The organism is Lentzea nigeriaca (assembly GCF_016907955.1).
Lineage (GTDB): Bacteria > Actinomycetota > Actinomycetes > Mycobacteriales > Pseudonocardiaceae > Lentzea > Lentzea nigeriaca.
In genome coordinates, this window is sequence record NZ_JAFBCX010000003.1 from 58,360 (window position 1) to 76,829 (window position 18,470).

General features: G+C 69.3%; 19 protein-coding genes. 7 read left to right on the top strand and 12 right to left on the bottom strand.

Translation table 11 applies throughout. The features are described 5' to 3' along the window. Positions 1 to 97: 97 nt before the first annotated feature. Entirely contained in the window at positions 98 to 1,186 is a 1,089-nt protein-coding gene (locus tag JOD27_RS11260) for an AraC family transcriptional regulator (protein ID WP_204762130.1), read from the top strand. 117 nt (positions 1,187 to 1,303) lie between these two features. On the opposite strand, the gene JOD27_RS11265 is transcribed toward JOD27_RS11260, so the two are convergent. From JOD27_RS11265 to paaA, 8 genes are read right to left on the bottom strand one after another with little or no spacing between them, the layout of a single operon-like run. Then, the gene (locus JOD27_RS11265; protein ID WP_204762131.1) at positions 1,304 to 1,918 is read right to left on the bottom strand and encodes a TetR/AcrR family transcriptional regulator; all 615 of its coding nucleotides are present in this window, start codon (positions 1,916 to 1,918) and stop codon (positions 1,304 to 1,306) included. 34 nt (positions 1,919 to 1,952) lie between these two features. Beyond that, positions 1,953 to 2,777 (bottom strand): 3-hydroxyacyl-CoA dehydrogenase family protein, encoded by an 825-nt coding sequence (locus tag JOD27_RS11270; protein ID WP_204762132.1) that lies wholly within the window; start codon positions 2,775 to 2,777, stop codon positions 1,953 to 1,955. Then, complete coding sequence (locus JOD27_RS11275) at positions 2,774 to 3,940, bottom strand: thiolase family protein (RefSeq protein ID WP_204762133.1); 1,167 nt, start codon at positions 3,938 to 3,940, stop codon at positions 2,774 to 2,776. The genes JOD27_RS11270 and JOD27_RS11275 overlap by 4 nt, the downstream gene beginning before the upstream one ends. Before the next feature lie 16 nt (positions 3,941 to 3,956). After that, complete coding sequence (gene paaE / locus JOD27_RS11280) at positions 3,957 to 5,006, bottom strand: 1,2-phenylacetyl-CoA epoxidase subunit PaaE (RefSeq protein ID WP_204762134.1); 1,050 nt, start codon at positions 5,004 to 5,006, stop codon at positions 3,957 to 3,959. 1 nt (position 5,007) lies between these two features. Beyond that, positions 5,008 to 5,499: a 1,2-phenylacetyl-CoA epoxidase subunit PaaD gene (gene paaD, locus JOD27_RS11285; RefSeq protein ID WP_204762714.1), complete on the bottom strand. Its 492-nt coding sequence runs from the start codon at positions 5,497 to 5,499 to the stop codon at positions 5,008 to 5,010. A gap of 5 nt (positions 5,500 to 5,504) precedes the next feature. Further along, the gene (gene paaC, locus JOD27_RS11290) at positions 5,505 to 6,329 is read right to left on the bottom strand and encodes a 1,2-phenylacetyl-CoA epoxidase subunit PaaC (RefSeq protein ID WP_204762135.1); all 825 of its coding nucleotides are present in this window, start codon (positions 6,327 to 6,329) and stop codon (positions 5,505 to 5,507) included. A gap of 6 nt (positions 6,330 to 6,335) precedes the next feature. Further along, entirely contained in the window at positions 6,336 to 6,617 is a 282-nt protein-coding gene (gene paaB / locus JOD27_RS11295) for a 1,2-phenylacetyl-CoA epoxidase subunit PaaB (protein ID WP_204762136.1), read from the bottom strand. Beyond that, positions 6,614 to 7,546: a 1,2-phenylacetyl-CoA epoxidase subunit PaaA gene (gene paaA, locus JOD27_RS11300; protein WP_204762137.1), complete on the bottom strand. Its 933-nt coding sequence runs from the start codon at positions 7,544 to 7,546 to the stop codon at positions 6,614 to 6,616. The genes paaB and paaA overlap by 4 nt, the downstream gene beginning before the upstream one ends. Positions 7,547 to 7,633: 87 nt before the next feature. Between paaA and paaZ the strand changes: the two genes are divergently transcribed. Further along, on the top strand, positions 7,634 to 9,661 hold the full coding sequence (gene paaZ, locus JOD27_RS11305; protein WP_204762138.1) for a phenylacetic acid degradation bifunctional protein PaaZ: 2,028 nt from the start codon (positions 7,634 to 7,636) through the stop codon (positions 9,659 to 9,661). Positions 9,662 to 9,710: 49 nt separating this feature from the next. Further along, the gene (locus JOD27_RS44775; protein WP_204762139.1) at positions 9,711 to 10,004 is read left to right on the top strand and encodes a TetR/AcrR family transcriptional regulator; all 294 of its coding nucleotides are present in this window, start codon (positions 9,711 to 9,713) and stop codon (positions 10,002 to 10,004) included. A 292-nt stretch (positions 10,005 to 10,296) separates the two neighbouring features. Here JOD27_RS44775 and JOD27_RS11315 read toward each other — a convergent pair whose 3' ends face one another. From JOD27_RS11315 to pdhA, 3 genes are read right to left on the bottom strand one after another with little or no spacing between them, the layout of a single operon-like run. Continuing rightward, positions 10,297 to 11,571 (bottom strand): dihydrolipoamide acetyltransferase family protein, encoded by a 1,275-nt coding sequence (locus JOD27_RS11315; RefSeq protein WP_204762140.1) that lies wholly within the window; start codon positions 11,569 to 11,571, stop codon positions 10,297 to 10,299. Beyond that, the gene (locus JOD27_RS11320) at positions 11,568 to 12,557 is read right to left on the bottom strand and encodes an alpha-ketoacid dehydrogenase subunit beta (protein ID WP_204762141.1); all 990 of its coding nucleotides are present in this window, start codon (positions 12,555 to 12,557) and stop codon (positions 11,568 to 11,570) included. The genes JOD27_RS11315 and JOD27_RS11320 overlap by 4 nt, the downstream gene beginning before the upstream one ends. Continuing rightward, on the bottom strand, positions 12,557 to 13,633 hold the full coding sequence (gene pdhA / locus JOD27_RS11325) for a pyruvate dehydrogenase (acetyl-transferring) E1 component subunit alpha (RefSeq protein ID WP_372441683.1): 1,077 nt from the start codon (positions 13,631 to 13,633) through the stop codon (positions 12,557 to 12,559). The genes JOD27_RS11320 and pdhA overlap by 1 nt, the downstream gene beginning before the upstream one ends. A gap of 161 nt (positions 13,634 to 13,794) precedes the next feature. Between pdhA and JOD27_RS11330 the strand changes: the two genes are divergently transcribed. Further along, a complete protein-coding gene (locus JOD27_RS11330) occupies positions 13,795 to 14,232 on the top strand; it encodes an Lrp/AsnC family transcriptional regulator (protein ID WP_204762143.1) in 438 nt (145 codons plus the stop codon). A 54-nt stretch (positions 14,233 to 14,286) separates the two neighbouring features. Further along, positions 14,287 to 15,354 carry a histidinol-phosphate transaminase gene (gene hisC, locus JOD27_RS11335; RefSeq protein WP_204762144.1) on the top strand — a complete coding sequence of 356 codons (1,068 nt, stop codon included), beginning with the start codon at positions 14,287 to 14,289 and terminating at the stop codon, positions 15,352 to 15,354. A gap of 376 nt (positions 15,355 to 15,730) precedes the next feature. On the opposite strand, the gene JOD27_RS11340 is transcribed toward hisC, so the two are convergent. Next, on the bottom strand, positions 15,731 to 16,237 hold the full coding sequence (locus JOD27_RS11340) for an Lrp/AsnC family transcriptional regulator (RefSeq protein ID WP_204762145.1): 507 nt from the start codon (positions 16,235 to 16,237) through the stop codon (positions 15,731 to 15,733). A 158-nt stretch (positions 16,238 to 16,395) separates the two neighbouring features. Here JOD27_RS11340 and hppD point away from each other — a divergent pair, with 158 nt between their 5' ends. Together hppD and JOD27_RS11350 are read left to right on the top strand one after the other, a co-directional pair. Next, positions 16,396 to 17,613 carry a 4-hydroxyphenylpyruvate dioxygenase gene (gene hppD, locus JOD27_RS11345; protein WP_204762146.1) on the top strand — a complete coding sequence of 406 codons (1,218 nt, stop codon included), beginning with the start codon at positions 16,396 to 16,398 and terminating at the stop codon, positions 17,611 to 17,613. Next, on the top strand, positions 17,600 to 18,466 hold the full coding sequence (locus JOD27_RS11350) for a hypothetical protein (RefSeq protein WP_204762147.1): 867 nt from the start codon (positions 17,600 to 17,602) through the stop codon (positions 18,464 to 18,466). Before hppD ends, JOD27_RS11350 begins: the two co-directional genes overlap by 14 nt. The last annotated feature ends 4 nt before the right edge of the window (positions 18,467 to 18,470 follow it).

Here is an 18,470-nt window from a genome sequence, read left to right on the forward strand (position 1 = left end):
GGGTGATGCCGCAGGTCGGTGGCCCGGCCGCCCTTATCGTGAGATCGAACTCGGGCACCGGCGCCCTCAACCTGGTTCGAGGTTAGGGAGATCGACGGTGTCGCCTGATGGCCATCGCGGCCGACCTGTTGCTCTTTCCGGCCAACCGTTCGGGTTCCGCCGCGGCACGGCCGGGATGCGGGCGATGGTCGAGGTCGGCGCCGAGTACGGCGTGGACGTGCGGAAGATGTTGCGTGGCACGGGGATTTCCCCAGAGATGCTGTACGGCAGCGCGGTGGTGAACGGCACGCAGGAACTCGCTGTGGCTGCCAACCTGGTCACCGCGTCCGGTGCCGCGTCCGGTGTCGGGCTGGCGGTCGGTGAACGGCTTTCGCTGCGCGCCTACGGGGTCTTGGGCTTCGCACTGCTGACCTGCCCGACGGTGCGGGGCGCGGTCGAGTTCGGTCTGCACTACCTGCCGCTCACCTACGCGGTCACCGGCCTCGGTCTGTGCGTGTGTGAGGACGAAGCCCACCTGATCGTGGAGGAACCCGATTCGCCGCCGGCGCTCAGGGCGTTCCTCGTCGAGCGCGAGATCGCGGTCACGGCAGGCATCCTCCGTACCATCCTCGACGAGTCGCCGCCGTCGATGCGCGTGGAGTTGCGCATACCCCGACCGTCCCTCGACTACGAGACCGTGCTCGACGCACCGGTGCGGTTCGATGCGCCGCACAACGCGATCGTCACGAACACCGCGGTGCTGGATCTCCCACTCCCCCAAGCAGATCCACTCACGAAAACGGCGTGCGAACACGCGTGCCACACACTGCTGCTGGAACGCAGCTCCCCCGGCGTCACACAGCGCGTGCGGACGATCATCGCCGAAGGAGTCACCGACGCGAGCCTTGTCGCCGCGCGCCTGCACCTGTCGGACCGCACGCTCCGCCGGCACCTCGCCGCGGAAGGCACGTCACTTCGCAGCCTCGTCGAGGAAGCCCGCCGGGCCAAGGCCGTGGAGCTCATGAACCTGCACCAGCTCAGCGTCGAGCAGGTCGCGCTGCGACTGGGTTACGCCGACGCGGCGGCTTTCATCCGCGCGTTCCGCCGCTGGACGGGTACCACGCCCGGTGCCGTGAGTGGTTTCCGTCGTCATAGCAACGAAAAACCACTCACGACCGGCCTGGGCTCTGCCCAACGCAGGAGGTAGGCGCCGTTGATGCATTTGCGTCACCGTCGACGGCCTTGACCCGCGACCACACCGTGTCCGCACCCGGTGGGTTATTGCAGCACGAGCCGCGAGTTCCGCTCACGATCCACACCGAGCTCACGCGCTTCGTACGCGCAGGCCGTCGAACGCCACGGTGGCCACGGTTTCGGCGAGGTCGGCACTGGTGAGGCCGCCCTGGGGCCGGTACCACTCGATGATCGAGTTGACCATGCCGAACAGCAGGCGGGTGGTCATGGCCGGGTCGATGTCGGCCCGGAGGTCGCCTTCCGCCGCGGCCTGCGCGACGAGGTCGGTGACGAGGTGGTCGAACTCGCGGCGGCGGGCGAGGGCGTTGCGCTCGGTTTCGGTGTTGCCGCGGACGCGCAGGAGGAGCGTGACGAAGGGCAGTTCGTCGACCAGGACGGTGACGCTGCCGCGGACCAGGTGCTCGATGCGGTCGATGGCGCGGCCGTCTACCTGTTCGAGTTTGGCGACCTCGGCGAACAGGCCGTCGAGTGCGCGGTCGACAGCGAGGCTGAGCAGGGCTTCCTTGCTGGGCACGTGGTGGTAGATGGCGGACTTCGCGACACCCAGGCGGGTGGCGAGGTCCTGGATGCTGGTGCCGTCGTAGCCGCGCTCGTAGAACAGCTCGGCGGCCGCCTTCAGCAGGGTTTCCAGGTCGTAGCCCGGTCGTCCGCGGCGGCGCGCCTTGCCGTTCTCCGAGGTGGTCATGCCGTGCATTGTCCCAAACGGCGTCAGCTTGGCGTCACCACTGGTAGAAACCCTGCCCCGACTTGCGGCCCAGCTGCCCGGCTCTGACCTTGTCCCGCAGCAACCGCGGTGGAGCGAAGCGCGGCCCGAGCTCACGTTCGAGGTGCTCCGCGATGGCGAGCCGCACGTCCAGGCCGACGAGGTCGGTCGTGCGCAGTGGTCCGATCGGGTGCCGGTAGCCGAGGGTCATCGCACGGTCGATGTCTTCGGCGGACGCGACGCCTTCCTCCAGCATGCGCATCGCCTCCAGGGCGATCGCGACGCCGAGGCGGCTGCTCGCGAACCCCGGCGAGTCCCGCACGGTGATCGCGCGCTTGCCCAGGCAGCGCACCCACTCCCGGGCCTGCCCGGCCAGTCCCGGCGCGGTGCGGGCGCCGACCACGACCTCGACCAGGTCGCTCGCAGGGACCGGGTTGAAGAAGTGGAGTCCGATGAGGACGGACGGGTTCGGGAGCGCGGAGGCGAGGTCGTCGATCGACAACGAGCTGGTGTTGGTGCCGATGATGGCCGCCGGGGCGAAGCGGGCGATCGTGGCGAGCACCCGGTACTTCAGGTCGACGAGCTCGGGCACGGCCTCGACCACGAGCGATGCGGAGGCGAGCGAGGCCGGATCCGTGGTGACCGAGATGCCGCCGACGACCTCGATGCCCTTCTCGGCTGCCTTGGCCAGGGTCTTCTCCACGCGAACACGCGCGTCGGCAGCGGCCGCACGGGTCTCGACGATGGTGACGGTGCTGCCGGCGACGGCGAACGCGTGCGCGATGCCGGCGCCCATGCGGCCGCCCCCGTACACGCCGACGGAAACAGGGAAGGTGGTCACGGGCGCTCCAGCAGCAATGCCGAGCCCTGGCCGACGCCGACGCACATTGTGGCCAGGCCACGCCTGCCACCTGCCCGCTCCAGTCTGCCCAGCAGCGTGACGACGATGCGCGTGCCCGAGCAGCCCAGCGGATGCCCCAGCGCGATCGCCCCACCGTCGGAGTTCACGATCTCGGGGTCCAGACCGAGGTCGCGGACGCAGGCGAGTGACTGGGAGGCGAACGCCTCGTTCAGCTCGACAGCGTCCACATCGGACACCGACCAGCCCGCCCGGCCGAGCACCTTCCGCGTCGCCGGAACAGGTCCGATGCCCATGATCTCCGGGGCAACGGCGGCACTCGCTCCCGCGACGAGCCGTGCCCGCGGCTGCAGGCCGTGCCGTGCCGCGTACCGCTCGCTCACCACGACCACGGCGGCCGCGCCGTCGTTGAGCGGGCTGGAGTTGCCCGCGGTGATCACGCCGCCGGGCCCGTGGACCGGCCGCAGACCGGCGAGCTTGGCCAGGCTGGTGTCGGCCCTCGGCCCCTCGTCCTCCGTCACCTCGCCGACCGGCACGATCTCGGCGGCGAACCGGCCGTTCTTCTGCGCGTCGACGGCGCGCTGGTGCGACCGCAGCGCGAACTCGTCGAGCTCCTCACGGGTCAGCTTCCACTGCTGGGCAACGCGTTCGGCGGTCTGCGGCATCGACAGCGTGGTGTCCGCGCCGAACGCCGGGTTCGTGAAGCGCCAGCCGATCGAGGTGTCGAAGGACGCGCCGGGACGAGCGAACGCCTTGCTCGGCTTCTCGGTCACCCACGGCGCGCGCGTCATCGACTCGACGCCGCCGGCGATCACCACGTCCGCGTCTCCGGCCGCGATCATCTGCCTGGCGGTGGTGAGCGCGGTCAACCCGGAGGCGCACAGGCGGTTGACGGTGAAGCCCGGCACGGTGTCCGGCAGCCCGGCGAGCAGGCCGGCCATGCGGGCGACGTTGCGGTTGTCCTCCCCCGCCTGGTTCGCCGCACCGAGGACGATCTCGTCCACGTCGGCCGGGTCGATGCCCGTGCGTTCGACGACCGCGCGCACGACGAGCGCCGCGAGGTCGTCCGGGCGGATCTTGGCGAGGGCGCCGCCGTACCGTCCGATCGGCGTGCGGACGCCGTCGAGAACGAATGCCTCGTGCAACAGTGCTCCTTGATTCTCAGGCGTCGAAGTCGACGGTCACGGTGCCGCTGATGGGGAACGTCTGGCAGGTCAGCACGAAGTCGCGGGCGACCTCGTCGGGTTCGAGCGCGTAGTTGCGGACCATGTCGGCCTTGCCGTCGCGGATCCGCGCCCGGCACGTCCCGCACACGCCGCCCTTGCAGGCGAACGGCACATCGCCGCGCACCTGCTGGGCGGAGTCGAGGATCGTGCGGTCGCGGCGCATCGGCGTGACGGTCGTCCGGCCGTCCAGCACGACGGTGACCTCGCTGGTGTCGCCCTCGACGACGTTCTCGACGTGCCGGAGCCGCGGCGGCGGCTCGTCGACGTAGAAGAGCTCGAAGTGGACTTTCTCCGACGGAACTCCCAGCGAGGCAAGCACTTCGCGGGCTTCGGTGAGCATCTCGAACGGCCCGCACAGCCACACGTGGTCCATCTCCGCGACGGGCACGAGCCGGGTGAGCAGCTGCCGCATCCGGTCGGCGTCGAGCCTGCCGGAGAACAGCTCGACGTCCCGGGGCTCGCGGGACAACACGTGCACGAGGTCGAACCGGGTGTTGTGCGCGTTCTTCAGGTCGGCCAGCTCTTCCGCGAACATCACCGTGTTGGTGGTCCGGTTGCCGTAGAGCAACGTCACGCGCGCGTCCGGGTTGCCCAGAACGGTCGAAGCGATCGAGAGCATCGGCGTGATGCCCGAGCCCGCCGCTATGCACAGGTGACGACCGCCCTCGGCCGGGTCGGCGCGGAAGCTGCCGGACGGCGCCTGCACCTCCAGGGAGTCCCCTGGCCGGACGTCGCGCACCAGCCAGCTGGAGAACAGACCGCCGGGGATCTCCCGCACGCCGATCCGCGGAGACGAGCCGACCGGCGCACAGATCGAGTAGGTCCTGCGGTGCTCGACGCCGTCCACGACCCGGCGCAACGTGAGCGACTGCCCGGCCGCGAACGAGAACACCTCGCGCAGGTCGTCCGGCACGGCGAAGGTGATCGCCGCGGCGTCGTCGGTGACCCGGTCGACCGCGGACACGGCCAGCGGGTGGAACGCCATGTCAGATCTCCTTCACGTGGTCGAACGGCTCCAGGCACGCGCGGCACCGGTACAGGGCCTTGCACGCGGTCGAACCGAACTCCGAGGTGAGCTCGACGTCCCCGGAATCGCAACGGGGACAACGATTCGCGCGCCTGACCGGCCCCAGCGAGAGCGGCACCGGACCATCGCGCCGCGGTGCGGACCCTGGCGGTGAGATGCCGGCGCCGGCGAGGGCCGCCCTCCCCGCGGGCGTGATCCAGTCGGTCGTCCAGGCAGGCCGCAGCGCGATCTTGACCTCGACGTCCGCGAAGCCCTCGGAGCGCAACGTTCGCACGAGGTCGTCGCGCATCGTCGCCATCGCCGGGCAGCCGGAGTAGGTGGGCGTGATCGACACGACGACCCCGCCCAGCGCCGAGACCTCGACGTCGCGCAGCACACCGAGGTCCGCCAGCGTCAGCATCGGCAGTTCCGGATCGACCACCGTGGCGGCCACGGCACGGGCACGTTCCAGCACTGTCACCACAGTCCCTTCGGGTGTGCCCTGGCGACGCTCTGCATCTCCGCCAGCAAGTCGGTCAACGCCTCGGTGTGCACGCACTCGCGACCAAGACCACGAGCGGGTGTGACTTCGGGCCGGGACACGTCAGCGGCCGCGAACACCTGGTCCAGCACGACTTCAACGTCGGCGGGCGCGTCGAGCTCCGGCCAGAACGCCCACAGCCCGTCGAGGGCACCGAGCACCCGCCGGCGGGACTCGGCGGTGCCACGCGCGAGCGTGACGAACCAGCGGGCCGCGAAGTCGCGGTGGTACGCGAGCTCCTTGCGGCCCTTCGCGGCGACGGCGGCGAGCACCGCGTCCGGGTGCGCCACCATCGACTCGAACTCCGCCAGCCGACAGATACTCAGCAGCAGCAACCGAGTGATCGTCTCGGCGAAGTCGCCGTTGGGCAGCTCGGCCATCGTCACGTTGCGGAACTCCGCCGGAGAGCGGAAGAACGCCAGGGCGTCCTCCGCGGGCACCGGTGAGTCGTCCGGCAACGCCGGCACCACGGACGGGTCAGCGGCCGCGGCACGCGCCAGGAGCAACCGCGCCTGGCCGAGCAGGTCCAGCGCGACGTTCGCGAGCGCGATGTCCTCCTCGAGGTCCGGGGCACGACTGCACCACTCCGAAAGCCGTTGGGAGAGCACGAGAGCGTCGTCGCCGAGCATCAGGCAGTACCGCGCGAGCGCCGCAGGATCGACACCGTCCGGCACGGTCGTGTCCACGCCGGCCAGCGGGTCTTCGAAGTCGGTGCCGAACGCCCAGTGCGCGTCGTTCCCGAGCAGGTCGTCGCTGATCATCAGGCCTCACATGTGGGGAACGTGCTCGGGGATGTCGTAGAACGTGGGGTGCCGGTAGACCTTGTCCCCGCTCGGCGCGAACATCGGGTCCTTCTCGTCGGGGCTGGACGCGGTGATCTCGCACGCGCGCACGACCCAGATGGACACGCCTTCGTTGCGCCGGGTGTAGACGTCCCGTGCGTGCATCAAGGCGAACCTGTCATCGGGTGCGTGCAGCGATCCGACGTGCACGTGGTTGAGGCCGCGCTTGCTGCGCAAGAACACCTCGTAGAGCGGCCATTCGCTCATCGCGCACCCTCCTCGGCGAACGCCACCGCCGCGTCCCGCACCCAGGCGCCGTCCTCGTGGGCGCTGCGCCTGCGGTCGAGCCGCTCGGCGTTGCACGGCCCGTTTCCCTTGACCACGGCCCAGAACTCGTGCCAGTCCGGCTCGCCGAAGTCGTGCGCCTGCCGCTCGGAGTTCCACCTCAGTTCCGGGTCGGGCAGCGTCACCCCGAGCGCACGGGCCTGTGGGACGGTCATGTCGACGAACTTCTGCCGCAGCTCGTCGTTGGTGTTGCGCTTGATGCCCCAGGCCATCGACTGCTCGGTGTTCGGCGAGGCGTCGTCGGGTGGACCGAACATCATCAACGCGGGCCACCAGAACCGGTCGACGGACTCCTGCACCATCGCCCGCTGCTCGTCCGTGCCACGCATCATCGTCATCAGCAGCTCGTAGCCCTGCCGCTGGTGGAACGACTCCTCCTTGCAGATGCGGATCATCGCCCGGCCGTAGGGGCCGAAGGAGGTGCGGCACAACGGCACCTGGTTGCAGATCGCGGCACCGTCCACGAGCCAGCCGATCGTGCCGACGTCGGCGTAGGACGGCGTCGGGTAGTTGAAGATCGACGAGTACTTCTGCTTGCCGCTCAACAGCTTCTCGGTCAACTCGCGTCGCGAGGTGCCGAGCGTCTCGCACGCGGAGTACAGGTAGAGCCCGTGCCCCGCCTCGTCCTGCACCTTGGCGAGCAGGATCGCCTTGCGCCGCAACGAGGGCGCCCGCGAGATCCAGTCGCCCTCCGGCTGCATGCCGATGATCTCGGAGTGCGCGTGCTGCGCGATCTGCCGGATCAGCGTTTTGCGGTAGGCCTCGGGCATCCAGTCTCGTGGCTCGACCCGGTCGCCCCGCGCGACGGTCGCCTCGAAGTGCCCCGCGAGCTCCGTTTCCGTGACGGTCATCGCGCCTCTCTCGATTTACTGACCGAACGTTCTGTATTACCGTGACACACGGAGCACGGCCTTCGCAAGGGAGAGGAATCTGTGACAGTGACTGCACTTCTGGAGAGTTACGCCTCGGGCCGATGGTTCCGCGCACAGGCCGACGGTGAACCACTGCTCGACGCGGCGACCGGTGAAGAGGTCGCACGCATGTCCAGCCAGGGCTTGGATCTGAGCGCGATGGTCGAGCACGCCAAGCGCGTCGGCGGCCCGGCGATCCGCGAGCTGACGTTCCACGAGCGCGCCGCGCTGATCAAGGAACTGGCCAAGCACCTCAGCGCACACAAGGGCGGCCTGTACGAGCTGTCGTTCCGCACCGGCGCCACCCAGCGCGACTCGCTCGTCGACATCGACGGCGGGGTCGGCACGCTGTTCAGCTTCGCAAGCAAGGGAGTGCGCGAGCTGCCGAACGACACGGTCGTGCTGGACGGCGGTCTCGAGCGCCTCGGCCGCGAGGGCACGTTCCTCGGCCAGCACCTCTACACCTCGCGCCCCGGTGTCGCGGTGCAGATCAACGCCTTCAACTTCCCCGTGTGGGGCATGCTCGAGAAGCTCGCGCCGGCGTTCCTGGCCGGGTTGCCGAGCATCGTCAAACCCGCCAGCCAGGGCGCCTACCTCGCCGAAGCCGTCGTGCGTCAGATCATCGAGTCCGGGATCCTGCCGGAAGGATCGCTGCAGTTGTTGTGCGGCAGCCCGCGCGGCCTGCTCGACGTGCTGGACGAGCAGGATTCCGTTGCCTTCACCGGATCCGCGCACACCGCCGGCATCCTGCGCAGCCACCCGAACGTGCAGCACGGCGGCGTTCGTCTTGGTGTGGAGGCCGATTCGCTCAACTGCTCGATCCTCGGGCCCGACGTGCGGGCAGGCGATCCCGAGTTCGACCTGTTCGTCAAGGGCGTCGTCACCGAGATGACGGTGAAGGCCGGCCAGAAGTGCACCGCGATCCGGCGGACGATCGTGCCGGAGTCCATTGCGGACAGTGTGGTGGACGCGATCTCCGCGCGGCTGGCCAAGGTCACGGTGGGCAATCCAGCCGACGAGACCGTGCGGATGGGCGCGCTGGCGTCGCTCGACCAGCGGCAGGAGGTGCGCAAGGCGATCGAGTCGCTGCGCAACTCCGCCGAGATCGTGTTCGGTGATCCGGACGACGTGCAGCTGGTGGACGCCGACGCCGACCGTGGCGCCTTCCTCTCCCCCGTGCTGCTGCGCGCCCGCGCCGGTGCCGTCGAGCCGCACGACGTCGAGCCGTTCGGCCCGGTCAGCACCGTGCTCACCTATCGCACCACCGCCGAGGCGACCGAACTGGCGGCACGCGGCAAGGGCAGCCTCGTCGGCTCGCTCGTGACGCACGAGGCCGACGTCGCACGACAGGTGGTGCTGGGAGTGGCACCGTGGCACGGCCGGATCCTGGTGCTCGACCGCGACGACGCCGCCGAGTCGACCGGCCACGGGTCGCCGTTGCCGATGCTGGTGCACGGTGGACCTGGACGCGCCGGCGGCGGCGAGGAACTCGGCGGTGTGCGGGGCGTGCTGCACCACATGCAGCGCACCGCGGTGCAGGCGTCGCCGGACATGCTGACCGCGATCACCGGACGCTGGACGACCGGGTCTCGCCGCGTGGTCGACGAGGTGCACCCGTTCCGCAAGTCGTTGGCGGAGTTGAGGATCGGTGACACCGTCGAGTCGGCGACCAGGCAGGTGACCCTCGCTGACATCGACCACTTCGCCGAGTTCACCGGTGACACGTTCTACGCGCACACCGATCCCGAAGCGGCGGCCGAGAACCCGTTGTTCGGCGGCATCGTGGCGCACGGCTACCTCGTGGTGTCGCTGGCGGCCGGGCTGTTCGTCGAGCCGAACCCCGGACCGGTGCTCGCCAACTTCGGTGTGGACCACCTGCGGTTCCTCACTCCGGTGAAGGCCGGCGACACGATCGCCGTGAAGCTGACGGTCAAGCAGATCACCCCGCGCACCAACGCCGAGTACGGCGAGGTGCGGTGGGACGCCGTCGTGACGAACCAGGACAACGACCCGGTCGCCACCTACGACGTCCTGACGCTGGTCGCCAAGCGATAGGGCAACGCCTGCTCGCTGCCGGCCGATCACCCCGTGGGACGGTGAGCCGGTGAGCGAGCAGGCACCGCGGCGCGGGAGGTCGACAGGGCCCCACGACCTCGAGCGGCTGCTGGAGGTCTCCGTGCGGGTGTTCACCGAATGCGGCCACGACGGCACGAGTTTGCAACACCTCACGCAGGCGTCGGGGTTGTCGCGTTCCTCGGTCTACCACCACATCGAGAGCAAAGAACAGCTGCTGCGGCTCGGCCTGGAACGCGCGCTGACAAACGATCAATCCGAGGGGCGATGGGAAACGCTCTCATGCCCCGCTCACAACAAGTTGGTTGTAGAAATGCGCCGATGACATCGTTGTCAGATCACGTCGACTACCACCAACTCGACCGTTCACCACCATGAGAGCGCGTCCATCAGGGCTTGACAAACCGGCGCGGCCCGACCTCCGGCAGGCAGTCCCCTATTTGCCAACAAAGTCCTGCAAGTACCACCAACTCTTGATCGAATCGTCCTCAACTACAGCCAACCTGTTCGCCTCCCGCCGAACTGCGGCGACCGGAAGCTGTTGGTCGTAGAAAAGTGCCTGTTGATGTTGAGTTGGTGGTACTTGCAGACGCCATCTGGGCCAGGCGACCACCTGCTTAAAGGTCCGCCATCGCCGACTTCGGCGCCTCCACGCAGTCCGCGACGAACCGGAGGAAGCCGCCCGCCGTGCCGCCGTCGCAGACGCGGTGGTCGAACACGAGCGACAGCTGCACGATCTGCCGCACCGCGATGTCTCCACCGACCACCCAGGGCCGGGGCAGGATCCGGCCCATGCCGAGGATCGCGACCTCCGGGTGGTTGATGATCGCGGCGCTGCCGTCGACCCCAAGCACCCCGTAGTTGTTCAGGGTGAACGAACCCGAGGTCAGCTCGGCCGCAGTGGCGGTTCCCTCTCGCGCCGCGGCGGTGAGCCTGCGGATCTCGGCGTCGAGTCCGCGCATGCTCAGGCGGTGCGCGTCCCTGATCGCCGGGACGACGAGCCCGCGGTCGGTCTGCGCGGCGAGGCCGAGGTTGACGCCGTCGAGGTGGGTGATCTCGCCGCGCTCGGTGTCGACCCGGGAGTTCAGCTCCGGGAAACGGGCGAGGCCCGCGACCACGAACCGGGCGATCATCGCGAGGATTCCCGGTGCCGCACCGGTTTCCTTCAGCTCGGCGCGAAGATCGAGCAGTGCCGTCGCATCGACGTCCACCCAGGTCGTCGCTTCGGGGATCTCGGTGCGGCTGCGGGTCAGCGTCGTCGTGACCGCCTTGCGCATGCCCGTCAGCGGCACTCGGGTGCGGATCGGCAGGCCGGTGCGCTGGTCCACGTCGCTCACGACCACGACAGGCTGCGGCACGGCGACAGGCTCGGGTGCGGCAGCTGCTTCGACGTCGCGGCGCATGATCAGGCCATCGGGACCGGTGCCGGTCAACGTGGTCAGGTCGACGCCCTTGTCACGGGCGAGCCTGCGCACGATCGGCGACTGCACGGCGGGCCGTTCCCCGTTGCGGTTCTGCCTCGTGGGCGCGGAACGGGGAACGGCCCTTCTCCGGCGGCGGCGAGACGAGTCCGCCCCCGAAGTTCCGTAGCCGATCAGGACGTTGCCCGAACCGGCACGTTCTTCCTCCACATAGGACTCCGCGGCGGAAGTCCCCGCTTCGACCGAGATCAACGGCGAACCGACCTGGAGGGTGGCGCCTTCCTCACCGTGCAGCTGTGCGATCACACCGCCGAACGGCGACGGCACCTCGACCATCGCCTTGGCCGTCTCGACCTCGGCGACGGGCTCGTCCACCGCGACGGGGTCACCGATCTTGACGAGCCACCGGATCAGCACGGCCTCGGTCAGTCCCTCACCGAGGTCGGGCAGGTCGAACACCTGGGTGCTCACGCGGCGTCCTCCCACTGCAACGTGTCGACGGCGTCGAGGATCCGGTCCACGCCCGGCAGGAAGTGGTGCTCCAGCTTCGGCGGCGGATAAGGCACGTCGAACCCGGTGACCCGGCGAACCGGCGCTTCCAGGTGGTGGAAGCAGCGCTCCCCGACCCGTGCCGCGATCTCCGAGGCCACCGAGGCGAAGCCAGGTGCTTCTGCGACCACGACGGCCCTGCCGGTCTTGCGGACCTCGGCGCACACGGTGTCGTCGTCGAACGGGACGATGGAGCGCAGGTCGATCACGCCCAGGTCCCTGCCTTCGGTCGCGGCCTGCTCGGCGGCGGCCAGCGCCACCGGCACGGAGGGGCCGTAAGCGATCAACGTGGCGTCCTTGCCCTGGCGCCGGGCCACCGCGCGGCCGATCGGCGGCACGGGCACCGACACGTCGACTTCTTCCTTGGCGAAGTAGTGCTTCTTGGGCTCCAGGAAGACCACGGGGTCGGGGCTGGCGATCGCCGCGCGCAGCAGGCCGTAGGCGTCGGCGTTGGTGGCCGGTGCGACAACGGTCAAACCTGGGGTGTGCGCGTAGTAGGCCTCGGACGAGTCGCAGTGGTGCTCCACGCCACCGATCCCGCCCGCGTAGGGAATGCGGATGACGATCGGCAGCCGCACCTTGCCGCGCGTGCGGTTACCCAGCTTCGCGACGTGGCTGACGATCTGCTCGAACGCGGGGTACGCGAAGGCGTCGAACTGCATCTCGACGACCGGGCGCATGCCGTTCATGGCCATTCCCACCGCCATGCCGACGATTCCGGACTCGGCCAGCGGCGTGTCGAACACCCTGCCCTCGCCGAACTCCTGGTGGAGACCGTCGGTCACGCGGAACACCCCGCCCAGTTGGGCCACGTCCTCACCGAACACGACGACCGAGTCGTCCTCGGCGATGGCGTCCCGCAGCGCGGCGTTGATCGCCTGTGCCATGGTCATCTTCGGGGCGCTCATCAGGCCTCCTCGAGTTCGAGCTCTGCCCGCAGGGCCGCACGCTGTTCCACGAGCTGCGGAGTGGGGGTGGAGTAGAGGTGGGTGAACAGTTCCTCGGGATCGGCGACCGTCTCAGCGCCGACTCCGGCCCGGACCGCCGCCGCCATCTCCTCCGCGGCGGCGGTGATCTGCTGCTCGCGGTCGTCGTCGAGCGCACCGACCGCCGTCAGGTAGGTGCGCACCCGCAGCAGCGGATCACGAGGAAGCCACTCGGTGACCTCGTCGTCGGCGCGGTAGCGGCTGGCGTCGTCGGCATTGGTGTGGGACTCGATGCGGTAGGTGTCCGCCTCGACCAGCGTCGGCCCCTCCCCCGCGCGAGCCCGTGCGACGGCCTCACCGAGCACCTTTTCCAGCGCCGGCAGGTCGTTCCCGTCAACGCGCACGCCGGGCATGCCGTAGCCGATCGCCTTGGCCGCGAGGGAGGGTGCGACCGACTGGCGGGCCAGCGGCACCGAGATCGCGTATTTGTTGTTCTGCACGAAGAACACCACCGGGGCGCGGAAGACCGCGGCGAAGTTGCAGGCCTCGTGGAAGTCGCCTTCGCTGGTGGCGCCGTCGCCGCACAGCGCCATGACCACCGTGTCCTCGCCCTTGAGACGAGCCGCGTGAGCGACGCCGACCGCGTGCAACAGCTGGGTCGCCAGCGGCGTGGCCTGGGGCGCGACCTTGTGCTCGTTCGGGTCGTACCCGCAATGCCAGTCACCGCGCAGCAGAGTGAGCACCTCGACCGGGTCCACCCCACGGGCGGCGATCGCGGCCGTGTCGCGGTAGGTCGGGAACAGCCAGTCCCCGTCCGCGAGCACCGACGCACACGCGACCTGACAGGCCTCCTGCCCCCGCGAGGACGGGTACACGGCCAGCCGTCCCTGACGGACCAGCGCCCCGCACTGCTCGTTCAGCCTGCGAGCGAACACGAGTTTGCGGTACCCCTCGACCAGCGCCTCCGGGTCGGGCGCCGACGCTCCCCTGACCAGCCGGCCGGTCTCGTCGAGCAACCGGGCCGGGGTGATGGCCGCCTTGAGCTGACCGGCACTCAATCCACACCTCCACATGGCTTTACAGTTGTCGCGAATATTGCCTAGATTGACGGTCATTCGGCCAGATCCAGGAAGCGGTGCGAGACGATTGACTTGCGTGCACGATTCAGCAGGTCCAATTGGCTCGATGTGCCGCACTTTTGACCCCAGGAGCGAGACACGTGGACACGGAGCTGGACGAGATCGACCGCCGGATCCTGCGCGAACTGGAGTCCGACGGGCGCTTGTCCGGGCGAGCGCTGGCCGAACGCGTGACGATCTCGCGCGCGAACGCCTACGCCCGTTTCGAGCGTCTCGTGGCGGACGGGGTGATCACCGGTTTCACCGCACGGGTCGACCCGCTGAAGGTCGGGCTGACCACGTCGGCCTACGTGGCGATGACGGTGCGGCAGAACACCTGGCGCGATCTGCAGGTCCAGCTGCGGGCGATCCCTGAGGTGCGGCACATGGCACTGACGGGCGGCGAGTTCGACGTGATGCTGCTCGTCAGGGCGGAGGACAACAACGCGTTGCGCCGCGTCGTCCTGGAGCAGCTGCAGACGATTCCCGGAGTGCTGTCGACCAAGACGTTCCTGATCTTCGAAGACGCCGAGAACTGACCCTGAACCCCAACGATCGATCGGCTCCCAGGAGCCGGACGGAGGATTTGGCGCATGACCGTGCGAACCCGTGCTGACCTGGCGTCCCTGCCCGCCTACGTGCCCGGCAGAACCATCCCGGGCGCCATCAAGCTCGCGAGCAACGAGGTGTCCGCCGGGCCGCTGCCCAGCGTCGTCAAGGCGATCGCCGAGGCGGCCACGGGCATCAACAGGTACCCGGACTCGGGCTGCACCGACCTCACCGGCAGGCTCGCCGACAAGCTCGGCGTCCCCGCCGACCACCTCGCCCTGGGCTGCGGCTCGGTGACGCTGTGCCAGCAGCTCGTCCAGGCGACCTGCACCGAGAACGACGAGGTGCTGTTCGCGTGGCGGTCGTTCGAGGCCTACCCGATCGTCGTCCATGTCGCGGGCGCCAAGCAGATCCGCGTGCCGCTGACGTCCGAGCACGTGCACGACCTGGACGCGATGGCCGCGGCGATCACACCTCGGACCCGCATGGTGTTCGTCTGCAACCCGAACAACCCGACCGGCACCGCACTGCGCACCGACGAGATCGAGGCGTTCATCGCCCGCGTGCCCGCCGACGTGCTGGTGGTGATCGACGAGGCCTACAAGGAGTTCGTCGACGACGCGCACATCCCCGACGGCGTCGAGCTCGCCAAACAGCAGTGGGCCGCCGGCCGCGACAACGTCGCGGTGCTGCGCACGTTCTCCAAGGCCTACGGCCTGGCGGGCCTGCGGATCGGCTACGCGGTCGCCCCGCCCGCCGTCGCCGAGGCGCTGCGCAAGGTCTACGTGCCGTTCTCCGTCAACGCCCTCGCCCAGGTCGCCGCGATGGCCTCGCTGGACGCCGAGGACGAGCTGATGGTCCGCTGCCGCGCCATCGTCGCCGAACGCACCCGCGTCCGCGGCGAACTGCTCGCCATGGGCTACGAGGTGCCCGAGACCCAGGCGAACTTCGTCTGGCTGCCGCTGGGCGAGCGCACCGCCGCGTTCAACGAGCACTGCCTGACGCACAAGGTCATCGTCCGCGCGTTCGCAGGCGAAGGCGCCCGCGTGACCATCGGCGAGCCCGACGAGAACGACGCCTTCCTCGCCGCCGCCCGCGCGTTCACCTCATGAGCAGCTGAACGATCGCCGCGACTCCCACCACCACGATGACGCCGCGCAACACGGCGGTGGGAGCTTGCGGCCGATCTTGGCCGCCGACGTCCGATGACTTCATCGCGTCCATAGTGGACGGACGATCAGCGGCTGCGACTCGGGCTGTCGGCACGACTTCGCATTGGCGGTCTGGTGACCGGCGGGAGGCCGCTGGCGGACATCACCACGGGGACCATCAGCGAGCGGGACAGCGATCTCGTTGCACGACAACAACGACACCCGTGACGGCAATCCCCAGACGTCAACTCCGCGCACTGTCGTGACCGGCTCCTGACGGGCGCAACACGTGACTGGCACCGCCACCTGCTCTGCAGATTGTGCAGTCGCACACCGGTCAGCGGTAGCGCGGCGCCCTGGCGGCCTTGCGCCGGTCGAGCGTCTGCAGCAGCGGCATGGTGCGGAACGGGATGATCGCCGAGAGCACGACGATGCTGGCGGAACGGGCGACGAAGCGGGACCGGCCGATCTGGATCAGCGCCTCCTGCAGTCCCTGATGCGACTGGGCCGCGACCCGGCACAGGACGTCGCTGGCTCCGGTGGTGGCGTACGCCTCGAGCACACCGGGGATCGCGGCCAGCTCCTCGGCGACCTTGTCGAGCTCGCCCTGGACGGTCTGCAGCTGGACGAAGCACTGCACCGGGAAGCCGGCGGCCGCCACGTCGATGTGCGGCTGGTAGCCGGAGATCACGCCGGCCTCCTCGAGCTTGCGCAGCCGGGCCTGCACGGTCGCCCTGGCGACGTGGATGCGGCGCGAGGTCTCGAGCACGCCGATCTGCGGATGCTCGGCGAGCGACTCCAGCAGGGCGAAGTCGATGTCGTCGAGCTGAGCGGCCTCGTTCATGGCGCCCTCTGCTAGGCAATTTGCATAGTTGCAGTGGGGTTCGTCTGAGCGAGAGTAGCAGTGTGCGCATCGTTGTTTGGTGATGTTGCCGAGCTTCTCGCAGTCTCCGCATGCTCCGTGCCTAGATAGCCCCCACAGAGCTGCTGGAGGAAGACGACATGACCCTCGAAGGCACCCTGACCGCGCAGGAGAAGCTCGCCGGCCTGGACGCCGAGCAGCTCAGGCAGCTGGTCGGTCTCGTCGACTACGACGAGACCCAGGATCAGTTCCCGGTCAGCGGCTGGGACTCCATCGTGTTCGTCGTGGGCAACGCCACCCAGGCCGCGAGCTACTACCAGGCGACCTGGGGCATGGAGCTGGTCGCCTACTCGGGCCCGGAGAACGGCAACCGCGACCACAAGGCGTTCGTGCTCAAGTCCGGCTCGATCCGCTTCGTTCTCAAGGGTGCTGTCCACCCGGACAGCCCGCTGGTCGCCCACCACGCGAAGCACGGCGACGGCGTCGTCGACATCTCTCTCGAGGTGCCCGACGTCGACAAGTGCATCGCCCAGGCGAAGAAGGCCGGAGCCACTGTCCTCGAGGAGCCGCACGACCTGACCGACGAGCACGGCACCGTCCGCGTCGCCGCTATCGCGACGTATGGCGAGACCCGGCACACGCTCGTGCAGCGCGTGGTCGGCGGTGTCCGCTACGACGGCCCCCATCTCCCTGGCTACGAGCCGGCGTCGAGCACGTTCGTGAAGCGTGAGGGTGCGCCGAAGCGTCTCTTCCAGGCTCTCGACCACATCGTCGGCAACGTCGAGCTCGGGAAGATGGACGAGTGGGTCGGTTTCTACAACCGGGTCATGGGCTTCGTGAACATGGCGGAGTTCATCGGTGACGACATCGCCACCGACTACTCGGCGCTGATGTCGAAGGTGGTCGCCAACGGCAACCACCGGGTGAAGTTCCCGCTCAACGAGCCGGCCGTCGCGAAGAAGAAGTCGCAGATCGACGAGTACCTCGAGTTCCACCGCGGCCCCGGCGCCCAGCACCTGGCGCTCGCGACCAACGACATCCTGCGCACCGTCGACGAGCTGCGCAAGGCAGGTGTCGACTTCCTCGACACGCCCGACGCCTACTACGACGACCCCGAGCTGCGGGCCCGCATCGGTGAGGTCCGGGTGCCGGTCGAGGAGCTGAAGAGGCGGGGCATCCTGGTCGACCGCGACGAGGACGGCTACCTGCTGCAGATCTTCACCAAGCCGCTCGGTGACCGGCCGACGGTCTTCTTCGAGCTGATCGAGCGGCACGGGTCGCTGGGCTTCGGCAAGGGCAACTTCAAGGCCCTCTTCGAGTCCATCGAGCGCGAGCAGGATCGCCGTGGCAACCTCTGACGAGCTGGTCCGCGGCCTGGTCGACGACGCTGGGCTGTTCCCGCCGGAGGAGCTCGACATGGCCGCCGCCGTGGCCCGTCACCGGGCTGACCGGGCAGCCGCGAGCCCGGTGCTGACGCACCGCTTCGTGTGCCCGGTCGGCCGGTTCGCCGAGCTGCGGGAGCACCTGGCCGACGGGGACCGGATCGAACTGATCGCCCTCGGGCCGGCCGCCTGGACGACCTGCCGGGAGATCGAGGCGGTGCTGGAGGACCCGCACCTGGTGTTGCGCGGGTTCGAGACCGTCCTGCCCGCTGGGTCGGCCGAACGCGAGGAGGTGCTCGCCGTCGCCGACGCGCTCGTCGCCCAGGTCCCAGGCCTCGAGGTCTGGGTCGAGGTCGGCGTCCGGCCGGTGCACGGCGCCGACCTCGACCTGCTGAAGGCGCATGGCCACCGGGCAAAGGTCCGCTGTGGCGGCGTACGGCGGGAGATGTTCCCGTCCGCCGCCGAACTGGCCGCGTTCCTCGTCGCCGCCGCCGAGCGGGGTCTCCCGTTCAAGGCCACCGCCGGGCTCCACCACGCGATCACCCACACCGACAGCACGACCGGCTTCGGCCACTTCGGCTTTCTCGACGTGATCGCGGGGACAGCCCGCGCGCTCGTCGGCGCACCTGTCGCCGAGGTCGAGGCGACTCTGCTGGAGCGCGATCCCGCGGCCGTCGTCGAAGCCACCGCGGGCCTGTCCGCGGACGCCGCCGGCGACGTGCGGAACCTGTTCCGCTCGTTCGGCTCCTGCAGCACCAGCGCGCCGGTCGAAGACCTGGCCGCGCTGGGTCTTCCTTCCACTGTCACCGCTTTCCAGCACCGAACCTGAGGAA